General features: G+C 51.0%; 9 protein-coding genes and 2 riboswitches. Of the genes, 4 read left to right on the top strand and 5 right to left on the bottom strand.

Going from position 1 to position 13,235, the window contains the following annotated elements; all coding sequences use genetic code 11:
* Positions 1-23: 23 nt before the first annotated feature.
* The 3 genes from DWZ03_RS04890 to DWZ03_RS04880 are packed head-to-tail and all read right to left on the bottom strand — an operon-like array spanning position 24 to position 4,675.
* Complete coding sequence (locus DWZ03_RS04890; RefSeq protein ID WP_117681281.1) at positions 24-971, bottom strand: sirohydrochlorin cobaltochelatase; 948 nt, start codon at positions 969-971, stop codon at positions 24-26.
* A gap of 17 nt (positions 972-988) precedes the next feature.
* Complete coding sequence (locus DWZ03_RS04885) at positions 989-2,293, bottom strand: hypothetical protein (protein ID WP_005829365.1); 1,305 nt, start codon at positions 2,291-2,293, stop codon at positions 989-991.
* A 21-nt stretch (positions 2,294-2,314) separates the two neighbouring features.
* Entirely contained in the window at positions 2,315-4,675 is a 2,361-nt protein-coding gene (locus DWZ03_RS04880) for a TonB-dependent receptor (RefSeq protein ID WP_120129039.1), read from the bottom strand.
* Positions 4,676-4,796: 121 nt separating this feature from the next.
* Positions 4,797-5,005: riboswitch (cobalamin riboswitch) on the bottom strand.
* 42 nt (positions 5,006-5,047) lie between these two features.
* A riboswitch (cobalamin riboswitch) is annotated at positions 5,048-5,253 on the top strand.
* A gap of 134 nt (positions 5,254-5,387) precedes the next feature.
* Here DWZ03_RS04880 and accC point away from each other — a divergent pair.
* The 4 genes from accC to DWZ03_RS04860 all read left to right on the top strand — a co-directional run bounded on the left by accC (position 5,388) and on the right by DWZ03_RS04860 (position 10,846).
* Positions 5,388-6,899 (top strand): acetyl-CoA carboxylase biotin carboxylase subunit, encoded by a 1,512-nt coding sequence (accC, locus tag DWZ03_RS04875; RefSeq protein ID WP_120129037.1) that lies wholly within the window; start codon positions 5,388-5,390, stop codon positions 6,897-6,899.
* 31 nt (positions 6,900-6,930) lie between these two features.
* The gene (locus DWZ03_RS04870) at positions 6,931-7,446 is read left to right on the top strand and encodes a biotin/lipoyl-containing protein (protein WP_057087685.1); all 516 of its coding nucleotides are present in this window, start codon (positions 6,931-6,933) and stop codon (positions 7,444-7,446) included.
* A gap of 54 nt (positions 7,447-7,500) precedes the next feature.
* The gene (locus tag DWZ03_RS04865) at positions 7,501-9,033 is read left to right on the top strand and encodes an acyl-CoA carboxylase subunit beta (RefSeq protein WP_044467659.1); all 1,533 of its coding nucleotides are present in this window, start codon (positions 7,501-7,503) and stop codon (positions 9,031-9,033) included.
* Between the two features lie 127 nt (positions 9,034-9,160).
* Positions 9,161-10,846, top strand: coding sequence for a putative transporter (locus tag DWZ03_RS04860; protein ID WP_044467460.1), 1,686 nt, complete (start codon positions 9,161-9,163; stop codon positions 10,844-10,846).
* 107 nt (positions 10,847-10,953) lie between these two features.
* Here DWZ03_RS04860 and DWZ03_RS04855 read toward each other — a convergent pair whose 3' ends face one another.
* The gene (locus DWZ03_RS04855; protein WP_120129035.1) at positions 10,954-11,694 is read right to left on the bottom strand and encodes a nucleotidyltransferase family protein; all 741 of its coding nucleotides are present in this window, start codon (positions 11,692-11,694) and stop codon (positions 10,954-10,956) included.
* A 25-nt stretch (positions 11,695-11,719) separates the two neighbouring features.
* Positions 11,720-13,150, bottom strand: coding sequence for a phosphotransferase (locus DWZ03_RS04850; RefSeq protein WP_120129033.1), 1,431 nt, complete (start codon positions 13,148-13,150; stop codon positions 11,720-11,722).
* Between the last annotated feature and the right edge of the window lie 85 nt (positions 13,151-13,235).

Genomic DNA, 13,235 nt, shown 5'->3' with positions numbered 1-13,235 from the left:
CTAAATACCCACTAATGGGTATATTATTCTGTGTCTTTTCCGGCAGCATAGGCCGCCTTCTTCGTCATGATGTCCAGCATGCGGTGCTTCAGTCCGAAACGGATATGGTCAATGAATATTTCTTGAATTTCCGGAATTTGTCCCAGTCCTTCCAGTTGTGCACTGACGGTGAAGCCTTCTTTCTCGAGCATCTCCTTCCACTCTCCGGCAATGTCGTTTTTGGCATGGTCTCCGGCAACAAACATGAAGGGTATGAGGGTCACACGTTTGGCTTTCCCGGCTTTCAGTTGTGCCAGCATGGTGTCAAAGGTTGGATAACCTTCGATGGTGCCCACATGGAAATTGGTCAGTCCGCCTGCTTTCAGCATATAGTCCATCTGACTGTAGATGGCGGTACTGGGGGTATAGGTGCCGTGGCCCACAAGGACGAAGTGTTCTTTGGTAGCTTTCTTGCTTTGTGCCGGGGCGTTGTAGCGGTTCCCCAGAATACTTGCCACTTTCTCTGCATCTTCGATAGAGTAGAGCAGGGGAGTACCTACACGTATTTCCTTGAAGAAGGGTAGTGCGCTTTCCACATCCCGGCGGAGGGATTCCATTTCTACTCCGTCAATGATGTTGGTACTCTGTACGATGAGGTGTGTGTAACCTTCGCTGCGCAGTTTCAGCATGGCATCCAGTGGAGTCAGCTTCGTGATGCCGCGCTCTTTCAAGCGGCGGATGATGATGCGCGACGTATAGGCTTCTTGGAACTTCAACTCCGGGAAGGCGGCTTGTGCCTTGGCGTTGATGGCATCAATGGTAAGGGCACGGGTATCGTCATGCGTAGTGCCGAAGTGCACCATGAGCAGGGCGGCCTTGTCACCGGGTTTCATACTTGCAAGCATATCGCTGTGCTCGTAGTTGCCTCCCCCGTGCGCATGGCAGAGGAGGAGGAAATTACAAAGGAATAAAAAGACAAACAAATTCTTCATAAATACTGATGCTTGTTTTAATCGTTCTCTATGACACGTATCATATCGAAGTAGAAGCGTCCGTCCACTTCGGCTCCTTTCTCTACATTACCGGTCTTGATGTCATAGATGTAGATAACGGCGTTGGCATCTTCTTCAGTGTTTACACCAATGTATGCTTTGTTGTTGAAGATGACAGAACGCTGTGAGAAGCGACCGCCGCTGTAACCGATTTCCTTGCCATCATAGCTTAAGCGTGTCTTGGTTCCGGTGGTAAGATCGAGGATGGCGTAGTAGTGAGAGTAAGCGTCGATGCCGGGTTGCTTATCTGCAGCGGGTCTATCGGCATTGTCATTACGTGCATACACTAAGGCTTTGTTCCCTTCCAGATATTGAATGGTCAGCAATTTGCCGTCGGCATTGGGATAGCCGTTGTAGGAAGCGTCGAATTCTGTTTCGCCTTTGTTGATACGTAGCAGGATGCCTTTGAAAAAAGCGTTATCTTCTTCGTGGAAACAAGCTAGGTAGAGATTGTCTGCTTCGTCGTACATTACGCAGTTTTGCATCAGTTCTCCGTAAGCGCTTCCTGCCATTTCGCATTCGATGGGAGAGAGTACATCTTTTTCTACTTCCATGGTAGAGGGGTTGATAATGGCTGTATGGAAGTTAGGCTCTTGCTGGTCTATATTCGTCAAACCGTCTGTCTCTTTCCAATAGTAGAAGTAGTACAATCTGTTGTCTGATTTGCGGTAGGTGAGGATACCGGAGCTTGTCAGTTTGAGCCAGTTGGTGGGGGCTGGTATGTTGAGTTCACCTTCAGCAAGGATAGTCAAGTCCTCTGCGTTCAGTTTCGTATAAAGAATCTTGTCCTTCTTACCATTGGTAGACATGATGACGAGTGTGTTGTCATCAATCCAGGCATGTGTGTAGGAACGTACCTTATAGCTGTTGGCCTTGAAAGGACGTTCTGCAATAACCTGAACTGCATTGTTCTTGATTTGATATTTTACGAAACGGTCGTTGGTTGCGGGTATTTGGTAGTAATATTTTCCTTTTGAGATAGTCTCCATGGAATAATCTCCCAGTTCCGAACCTTCTCTTTTCACAGTGATGACACCCTGCTCTGTGGCCAATGAGTTGACGCTATGGACAATAGTGGTATTCTTGCTACTCATCCCACCGTGTTTGTCTACGGTGACAAATAGGTCGAAGTGATAGTTATCCTCATTGACTTCCGGGTCGGGATTAGGATTAGGTTCCGGGTCATCATCGGAACACGCTGTGAATGACAGTGCCATCATGGCAGCCATAAAGGCAATCAGTGTAAATTTGAATTTTCTCATTTTGAATGAATTATTAAATGATTAGTTAATGAATAGTCTGAATTTAGCAAAAAAAGCACGTCCGGGCTTCTGCAGCTTGTAGTTGTCATAGGCTGTCTTGTCGAGGAAGTTGGTACACTCCAAAGCCAGATTATAGCGTCCGCGTCTCCATGAGTAAGTGATGTCGGCATTACAGATGTGCTGGGCGGGAATGCGTGCCTTGTTATCATATGCGCCGTAAGCTTCCCAGGTCAGGAAGTACCAGTGTACCCATTGATAGGTACAACCCAGGCGCAATCTGCTTTCGGGCAGGGCAATGTTGCGGAAGGTATAATAAGCCTCTACGCTACCGAATAGCCACGGGCGGTTGGGCACACGGTTGTTATAGGTGGCAGAGGGCTTTCCGTCACCCTTGTACTTCTGCTGGTCGCGAGTGTCCTGGTAGCTGACGTTTGTGGCGAGTTGCAGTCTGCCTTGCCAGTCGTAGCGCATTTCCCCTTCCGCACCTTTTACATGGACAGCCGGGACGTTGGTATATTGCATTGTACCCTCTTTCTCGGCAATGCTGGTCTGAATGTAGTTGTCTACCTTACGGAAAAATCCGCTCATCTCATAATAGAATGTATGTCCATTGCCCGGGTGCCATGTGCCGAACAGAGAGGCATTGAAGTTGTTGCTGTTTTCCGGTTTCAGTGCCACGTTGGCATAGATGGTGGTACCGTTTCCCAACAGCTCGCGGGCGATGGGCAGTCTTACGCTATGCTCGTAGGATACTTTGATGGATAAAGGTTCCACGATGATATACCGGAGTCCGGCACCGTAACCCAGGTAGTTCTTGGTGGTGGAGCCTTGCACATCCTTCGAGCCGGTCACGCTGGATTGGTCGGTCTGCCGGATATTGGGATGGTTGATGTAGTCTTTTATGAAGAATACGTTTTCCATCTTGCCATCCAACAGAGACTGGTTGTAGGAGAGTCCCAGGATATGTTTGGTAACCACATCTTTTGACGGCTCGAAGCTGGTATCAAGGTCATCGAAGCGGTCGTTTCCGGTACGGCTCAAATGGTAGTTCAGATTAAAGCTGTGATGGGTATTCAGCTGATAGTCCAGGTTGGTGCGCATGATGGTGAGCGGACGCTTGTTGTGGCGCATGGATGGTTCTTTGCCCATAATCTCGTTGCGCTGGCTCACGATGTATCCTCCGTCCCAATAGTACTTCCGATAGGCAGTGTCCACGGTCAAGGAATGGTCCCAGGTGTGGGAGAGGGAGGCATTCAGTTGCATGTTCTTCAGGATGAAGTTGTACTTCTGATAGCGGGCAGAGATGTTCCAGGAATCGGAATTCCTTTCTGCCATTCCGTATACTTTGTTTTGAACAGACCCCGTCTGCAGTTCCTTGTCTGTTTTTGAATAGGAGGCGGAAACAAAGAAAGCATCAGCCCAGGATTTGTTGACAAATCCGGCTTCCACCTGTGCCAGTAGAGAGAAGTAGCCGTCATGAAAACGCTTGGGATTGCCATATATGAAGTTGTCCCCGCTTTCGTCGCGCATCTGTACATTCTTCATTCTATAATCGTTTTTGGAGTAGTTGATGCCAACGGTGGGCCGGACTATTAGTCCGGTTTTCTTTTCTACGAACTGTGCATTCAAGTCTGCCTTGTGGGTATGGAAGGAGCCGATGCCGTAAGATACATCCAGATAATCCTTTTTTTCCTGCTTTGTAATGATATTGATGGTGCCGCCCAGTGCATCTGTTCCCAAGCTGGCAGGGACTACTCCTTTGTATATCTCAATCCGGTCTATGATGTTAATGGGTAAGTTGGCGAGTGAAACACCGCTTCCTTTGGTGTCCAGTGGCATTCCGTCCAAAAAGTAGCGGACTGAATTTCCGGACAAGCCGTTGATGGAAAGGTCGAAGTCCGAGCCAACTCCGCCTTCCTCTCTCACCTTAATGCCCGTTGTACGGTTCACCAGGTCGTTGAGGTTATTCAGTGAGTTTACTATCGGCTTGATGTCGAGTGCATTGACGGCAAAGGCTCCTTCCTTCACTTTCTGCGTTTGGGTCTTTCCGTAAACCTCGACAGAGCTCAGCGTTACGGCACTTTCCTGCAATGTAAAGTTCTGTTTTTTATCCTGCCGGATGTCGAGGGATTGTTTCACGGTTTGGTAGCCCAGGAAGGAGACGACGAAGGTATGTTTACCCGGAGCGACTTGCAGTGAATACTTCCCCCGGTCATCCGTATAGGTGCCGGAGGTGGTGTTTTCCACAGCAATGGTGGCTTGGGCTATCGGTGTCCCGTGCTGGTCTATGACTTTTCCGGATAAGGTGACCTTATTCTGTGCCATACTACCTGCAGGAAGCAGGCAAATAAATGTAAATAGCAGTCCTGTGATGAATCTCATTTCAGTTCCTTATAAGCGTTCGTAACTTGCCCTCAAGGAAAAATGAACAAAGAGAAAGATTCCTTTATATGGATAAAGAATGCCTCGACTCAATGTTTTGTTGCTTTATTCCCCGAAAGCACTAAAACTATGTTGTCTTGGCAGGTCTTCTGACTTATCCCTCTTTGAATGCCTTCCCATCCGCCGGGCGGACAGTGGCTTGTAGAATATTCAAAGATTTTGGAAGGACTTACAGCAGCGGGTCTGTTCAGGATTTGCACCTGATTCCCTTTTTCATCACTCATCTCCAACAGAACCGGGAGAGGTGAAACCAAAACTGGGACAAAGATAACAAAAACTATTAGGTTTGCGAATACTCCTGATAATTTTTGTTATCTTTGTCCGCGAATTGGTTCCGGATGCATGTTTCCATCATCTGGATTAAAAGGGAATCGGGTGTAAATCCCGGACAGTCCCGCTGCTGTGAAGCTCCGTTTATATCATGAAAAACACCCTTGCCACTGATATGCATTGAAATATCGGGAAGGCTTCAGGATTAGGAGTCAGTCAGAAGACCTGCCATTCATTAAAGGCTGCCTTTGCTCGTGGGTTAGGAAGACAGTACGAAGATATTAGTTGAACATTTAAACAAGAAATGGAATGCCTTTGTTAAAGGTATGTCCGCATTGTGGTGTGACTATATATATCCTTTATATATTAAAGAAAAAGTAAAATGATTAAGAAAGTATTGATTGCCAACAGAGGTGAGATTGCCTTGCGCGTCATGCGTTCGTGCCGGGAGATGGGACTGCTTACGGTTGCTGTCTTTTCCGATGCCGACCGTACTTCTCATCATGTGGCATATGCCGATGAGGCTTATCCGATAGGACCGGCCGTGGCAAAAGAGAGTTATCTGAATATTGAAAAAGTGATTGCCACGGCAAAGCGATGCGGTGCCGATGCCATCCATCCGGGTTACGGCTTTTTGTCGGAGAACTCGGAGTTTGCACGCCGTTGCAAGGAGGAAGGGATTATCTTTATCGGTCCCGCCGCCGAGACGATGGAGGCGATGGGCGACAAGATAGCTGCCCGCAAGCGAATGATTGCGGCAGGCGTACCCGTGGTTCCCGGAACGGAACAACCCTTGCAGAGTGCCGAAGAAGCCGTGCGCATCTGCAACGAGATAGGCTACCCCGTGATGCTGAAGGCGTCTATGGGTGGCGGTGGTAAAGGTATGCGCCTTATCCATAGCGAGAGCGAAGTGGTGGAAGCCTACAACACGGCACGCTCCGAGTCCATGTCCTCCTTTGGAGACGACACGGTCTATCTGGAAAAGTTCGTGGAAGAACCCCACCACATCGAGTTCCAGATATTGGGCGACAACCACGGCAACGTCATCCACCTCTTCGACCGCGAATGCTCCGTGCAGCGTCGCAATCAGAAGGTGGTAGAAGAAAGCCCGTCACCCTTCCTTACGCCGGAATTGCGCCGGGAGATGGGGGAGAAGGCGGTTGCCGCAGCAAAGGCAGTGAACTACTCCGGTGCAGGTACCATCGAGTTTCTGGTAGACAAGAACCGCCGTTTCTATTTCCTCGAAATGAATACGCGCCTGCAAGTGGAGCACCCCATCACGGAAGAGGTGGTAGGCGTAGACCTGGTGAAAGAGCAAATCCGTATTGCCAACGACGAGGTGTTGCACCTCAAGCAGGAGGACCTGTTCCAGCGCGGTCATGCTATAGAGTGCCGCATCTGTGCCGAAGATACGGAAAACAACTTCATGCCGTCTCCCGGTGTCATCAAGCAACTGACGGAACCGAACGGAATCGGTGTCCGCATTGACAGCTACGTGTACGACGGCTATGAAATCCCCATCTACTACGACCCCATGATAGGTAAGCTCATCGTATGGGCAACCACCCGCCAGTATGCCATCGAGCGTATGCGCCGTGTGCTCTACGAGTACAAGATTACGGGCGTAAAGACCAACCTTGCCTATCTGAAGCGCATCATGCACGTGCCCGACTTTGTGAAGGGAGAGTACAACACCCTCTTTATCGAGAAGAACGCCCGCATGCTGGTACGTACCAACACTGCCAACGAAGAGTTGGAGAACATCGCCATGATAGCTGCCTATATGGACTATCTGGTTAATCTGGAGGAGAACGTTTCGGCACAGCTGTCCGATGGCCGCCCCATCAGCCGTTGGAGGGAATTCGGATTGCAGAAGGGAGTGCTCAGGATTTAAGGAATGGATAATTGATAATGGAGAATTAATAATGGAAATACATATAGGAGACCGTATCGCAGACATTACCCTGGTGGGTAAGGAAGGGAATAAGGTACAACTTACCATTGACGGAAAGCCCTACGAAGTGGACATTGTGATGGCAGAGAACGGAAGTTGCTCCATCCTGCACAACGGAAACTCGTTCAACGCAGGCCTTGTGCGCGGCGAGGGAGGAAAGAGCTATGACATCAGCATGCTCCAGCGTTCCTTCCACGTAGACATTGTAGACACGCAAGCCAAGTATCTGCACATGAAGAAAGGAGCCGACGAGAAGCAGGACGACAAGATTTTGGCTCCGATGCCGGGCAAGGTGGTAAGCATCCCCGTCAAGGTGGGCGACCGACTGGCTGCCGGAGACATTGCCGTGGTGCTGGAAGCCATGAAGATGCAGAGTAACTATAAGGTAAATGCCGACTGCATCGTCCGCAACATTCTCGTGAGCGAGGGCGAACCGGTGAATGCCAACCAGGTATTGATTGAATTGGAGTTGATAAAGGAGGAATAATCCCGAGTCGCATTCAGTACGTATATTATAAATCACTAAATTGTAAATGCAAATATGAACAGAGAAGAAATATACCGCCAGTTTGAGGAACTGGATAAACGTGCCTCGCTGGGTGGGGGCGTAGACAAGATAGAGAAACAACACGCCTCCGGCCGCATGACTGCCCGCGAACGTATTGACATGCTGCTGGACAAAGGCTCGTTCAATGAGCTGGACAAGTTCGTGAACCACCGTTGCACCAACTTCGGCATGGAGAAGAAACAGATTGCCGGAGACGGCATGGTGTCCGGTTACGGAAAGATAGACGGCCGCCTTGTATTTGTCTATGCCTACGACTTCACGGCGCATGGCGGTTCGCTCAGCGAGACGAATGCCGCAAAGATTGTAAAGGTGCAGCAGCTTGCCCTGAAGAACGGTGCTCCCGTCATTGCCCTCAACGATTCGGGCGGCGCACGCATCCAGGAAGGTGTGAACAGCTTGGCAGGCTATGCCTCCATCTTCTATCAGAACACCATTGCGTCGGGTGTCATTCCGCAGATATCCGCCATTCTGGGGCCGTGTGCCGGTGGGGCATGCTACTCTCCGGCGCTTACCGACTTTATCTTCATGGTAAAGGAGCAGAGCCACATGTTTATCACCGGTCCGGACGTGGTAAAGACCGTGACCCACGAGGAGGTGGACAAGGAGGAACTGGGCGGTGCCTATACGCATAGCAGCAAGAGCGGCGTTACCCACTTCATGTGCAATACGGAGGAGGAGACACTGATGAGCATCCGCGAGCTGCTGAGCTTCCTGCCGTCCAACAATATGGAGGATGCTCCCTTCACTCCCTGTTCCGACGATATCCATCGCCGGGTAGAGACGCTTCAGACCGTCATCCCCGAAGACCCGAACATGCCCTATGACATCAAGGATATTATAGAACCGGTGCTGGACAACCAGTACTTCTTCGAAGTGATGCCTCACTTTGCCAAGAACGTCGTTATCGGTTTCGGTCGTCTGAACGGGCGTTCGGTAGGTATCGTGGCAAACCAACCTGCCTATTTGGCGGGTGTGCTCGATATTGATGCCAGCGACAAGGCGGCACGCTTCATCCGTTTCTGCGACTGCTTCAACATCCCGCTGATAACCTTCGAAGATGTTCCCGGCTTCTTGCCCGGAACGATGCAGGAGCACAACGGCATCATCCGCCACGGCGCCAAGATTGTCTATGCCTATGCCGAGGCCACCGTGCCCAAGATAACGCTGATTACCCGCAAGGCATACGGCGGCGCCTACATCGTGATGTCCAGCAAACCGACGGGTGCCGACGTGAACCTGGCTTATCCGCAGGCGGAAATCGCCGTGATGGGTGCCGAGGGTGCAGTGAACATCCTCTACCGTAAGTCCTCTGCCGAAGAGAAGCAGGAGATTATCAAGGAGTACGAAAGCAAGTTCTCCAACCCTTACCGCGCTGCCGAGCGTGGCCTCATAGACGAGGTCATCATGCCGCGCGATACCCGCTACAAGCTAGTGCAGGCATTGGAGATGGCGCACAACAAGAATCAGAGCAATCCACCGAAAAAGCACGGCAACATGCCTTTATAATAGTAGTTATTTTTTATGTGTGAAATGCGTATCCCCGGAGAAGTGATTTCTGTGGGGATACACTTTTTAAATAGAGAATTAAGAATTAAACAATAAGGCTGAAAAGTAAAAACTAAAGATAGAAACTATGGAACTATTAAGAAACCTCTTTGAGGGTTATCCCAACCTTTGGGGCGGAGGAGTGGCACACTCTGTCCTAATTCTGTCCCTGGTCATCACCTTCGGTATCATGCTGGGCAAGTTGAAGGTGGCGGGTATCTCGCTGGGTGTCACCTGGATTTTGTTTGTGGGCATTGTCTTCGGACATTTCGACATGAACCTCGACGAACATCTGCTGCACTTCCTGAAGGAGTTCGGCTTGATACTGTTTGTCTATTCCATCGGTCTACAAGTGGGACCGGGATTCTTCTCCGCTTTCAAGAAGGGTGGACTTACGCTGAACATGGTAGCAATGCTTTCCGTCTTCCTCAGCGTGGTTATCACCATTGTATTGCACTTTGCCACCGGAATTCCCATTACTACGATGGTGGGTATCTTGTCCGGAGCCGTGACCAATACCCCCGGTCTGGGTGCTGCCCAGCAGGCAAACAGTGACCTCAACGGGGTGGATGCTCCGGAAATCGCACTCGGATATGCCGTTGCCTATCCGTTGGGTGTAGTGGGCTGCATCCTGGCGCTGCTTGCCTTGAAGTTCTTCATGCGGATTAACACCAAAAAAGAAGAGGAGGATGCCGAGCACGGGCTGGGCCATCTGCAGGAGCTGACCGTGCGTCCCATATCGGTAGAGATACGCAATGAGGCAATAGACGGCAAGCGGATCAGAGATGTGAAACCATTGTTGAACCGTGCGTTTGTCATCTCCCGCATCCGGCACACCGGCAGTCAGGAAACAGAACTGGCGAATGCCGATACAGTGCTGCACATGCAGGATGAAATTCTGTTCATTGCCAACCCGAAAGATGTGGAGGCCATTGTTGCCTTCTTCGGAAGAAAAATTTCGGTGGAGTGGGAACGGGAGGACAAGAACTTGATTTCACGCCGCATCCTCATCACCAAGCCGGAACTGAACGGCAAGTCTCTGTCTCAGCTCAAGATACGTAACAACTTCGGTGCCTGCATCACCCGTATCAACCGTTCGGGCGTGGATCTGGTGGCAACTCCCCACTTGCAGTTGCAGATGGGAGACCGTGTGACGATTGTAGGCAGTGAGCTTGCCGTGAGCCATGCGGAGAAGGTATTGGGAAACTCGCTGAAGCGTCTCAACCATCCCAACTTGATTCCTATCTTCCTGGGTATTGCCCTGGGATGTATCTTGGGCAGTCTGCCGTTCATGTTCCCTGGCATTCCCCAACCCGTGAAACTGGGACTGGCCGGTGGACCGTTGGTGGTTTCCATCCTCATCAGCCGTTTCGGGCCTCAATATAAGCTGATAACCTACACGACGATGAGTGCCAATCTGATGATACGCGAAATCGGTATCGCCTTGTTCCTGGCCTGCGTGGGGTTGGGTGCAGGAAAGGGATTCATCGATACCATTATCTACGAAGGCGGCTATGTGTGGATTGGCTATGGGGCCATCATCACGGTCGTTCCGTTGCTGGTGACAGGATTCATGGGGCGCTATTTCTGGAAGCTGAACTACTATACGCTGATAGGTGTGCTGTCCGGAGCTAACACCAATCCGCCTGCATTGGCCTATTCCTCGGACTTGACATCCTGCGATGCCCCTGCGGTGGGATACGCCACGGTCTATCCGCTGGCTATGTTCCTGCGGGTGCTGACGGCTCAGTTGCTGATACTGGCGTTGGCGTAGGGGTTCACTATGGATAATCTGTGCCAATCTGTGGTACACGGATTGATTTGATAACAAGTAATGTAAAGAGAGCTAACAAGTAATGTCAGGCAGCTTTACATTACTTGTTATTTTTGTTTGTAGTATTCCTCCGCTTGCGTCAGTGTCTCCGGTTTGCCGATGTCGAACCAGCGGAATCCTTGCAGCGGATAGCCTTGTATATACACCTTTGTGCAGGCGGACAAGTAGAAAGGAATGATGGAGAACTTGCCGTCCCACTGCCCATCGTCCATCAGGTGGAAGAGGGAGGGGGAGATGATGTGGATACCTCCGAAGGCGAGTTCCCGGTACTTCGTTTCCCGGTAGTCGAAGCCTGCCGGTTTCACCTCTCCGGTGGACTTGTTTATCCAGCCGTGCAGGTGGTAGTCGTCGTCAAAAAGGAGATAGCGGGAAGTCTTGCGCTCGCTCACAAGCAGGGTAGACTCCGCATCGCTCTCCAGATGGTGGCGGTAGAGACCTGCAAGGTCAATGTCCGTCAGAATATCCGCGTTGTGCACCAGGAAAGGTTCTTGTCCGTCCAGAAAGGGGCGTGCCTTTTTGATGCCTCCTCCGGTGTCGAGCAGCATGCCGCGTTCGTCGCTGATGTGAATCTCCGTGCCGAAGTTGTCGTGGGCACGGAGGAAGTCGATAATCTGCTCCCCGAAGTGGTGGATATTGACCGTTATCTCGTTGAATCCTGCTTCCTTCAACCGCAGTATCACCCGTTCCAGCATGGGCTTTCCTGCTACGGGAACGAGGGCCTTGGGCATGTTGTCCGTCAAGGGGCGCAACCGGGTGCCCAGGCCGGCGGCGAAAATCATGGCTTTCATATTGGCATATTCTCACATTAGCACATTAAACTTTGGCCTTAAACGTCTGTTCAATATTCTGTTCTCTATGTATCAGGTTCACTTGCACGCCGAACTTCTTGTGCAGATGTTCCGCCAGGTGTTGTGCCGAGTACACGGAGCGGTGCTGTCCGCCGGTGCAGCCGAAGCAGACAGACAGATTGGTGAAGCCGCGTTCCATGTAGCGCTTCACGGAAGCGTCGACAAGGGCGTAGGCATGCTCCAGGAATACGGCTATCTCGCCGTCGTCTTCCAGGAAGCGGATAACGGGTTCGTCCAGTCCCGTGAAGGGTTTGTAACGCTCGTACTTGCCGGGGTTGTTCACAGCGCGGCAGTCAAAGACGAAACCTCCTCCGTTGCCTGTGGAATCTTCGGGGATGCCTTTCTTGTAGGCAAAGCTGGTGACTTTCACCACGAGGCGGCGCTTTTGCAGGTCGTCTGTAAACTGTTTCAGCTCGGTGAGTTCGCGTAGAATCTGGCAGAGGTAGGGATATTCAGGATAAGGCTCCTGGAGCAGCTGGCGCAGGTTCTCGATGGCGAAGGGGACACTTTGTATGAAGTGGGGCTTCTTCTCGAAGTAACCGCGGAAACCGTAGGCACCCAGCACCTGCATGGTGCGGAACAATACGAAGTGGCGAAGCTGGGCATAGAAATAAGCCTCGTCCACGGGCTGGTACTTGCGCAGGGCGTCGATGTATTCCTTCAGCAACTCTTGGCGCAGGCTGTCGGGATAGTTTGCTTTGGCCTGCCACAAGAAGGAGGCAACGTCGTAGTAGACCGGACCTTTGCGTCCGCCCTGGAAGTCGATGAGCCACGGTTCGCCGTCCTTTATCATAACGTTACGGCTCTGGAAGTCGCGGTACATGAAGGTGGCGGAGCTGCTACGGAGCAACACGTCTGCCATCTTCTGGAAGTCGTCTTCCAGCCGGTCTTCCTGGAAGTCCATTCCCGTAGCCTTGAGGAAGCAGTATTTAAAGTAGTTCAAGTCCCACAGAATGCTGCGGCTATTGAACTCTGCCTGCGGGTAGCAGTAGGAGAAGTCCATGCCGTCGGCTCCGGCAAACTGTACGGCGGGCAGCAGACGGATGGTCTTGCGCAGCAACTGTTTCTCTTCCTCACCGAATACGCTGGTCTTGCGGCCTTTCTCGATGGCATTGAATAGGAGCGAGTCGCCCAGGTCTTCTTGCAGATAATAGATATCATCTTCGGAGTGGATGAACACTTGCGGTACGGGCAGTCCTTTCTGGCGGAAATGTTCTGCCATGTAGAGGAAGGCGCGGTTCTCCTCCACAGACTCTCCGCTGACGCCGATAAGTGTAGGACTTCCGATGAGGCGGAAGTAACGGCGGTTGGAGCCGGAGGAGGGGAGTTCGTCAATCTGTTCCGGTTCGTGTCCGGTATGTGCGATGTAGAGTTTCTTAAGTTCTTCGGTTATCATGGTGGTATGTTTTATTTTCGCAGCTAAGATAAAACTTTTGTCGGAGATATGCTTACCTTTGCAGGAGGAAAATATTTAATTTGAT

This window comes from Bacteroides sp. AF29-11, assembly GCF_003602895.1.
Taxonomy (GTDB): Bacteria; Bacteroidota; Bacteroidia; order Bacteroidales; family Bacteroidaceae; genus Bacteroides; species Bacteroides uniformis.
The sequence above is the reverse complement of the archived record's forward strand: the minus strand, read 5'-3'. Positions and strand labels throughout refer to the sequence as shown.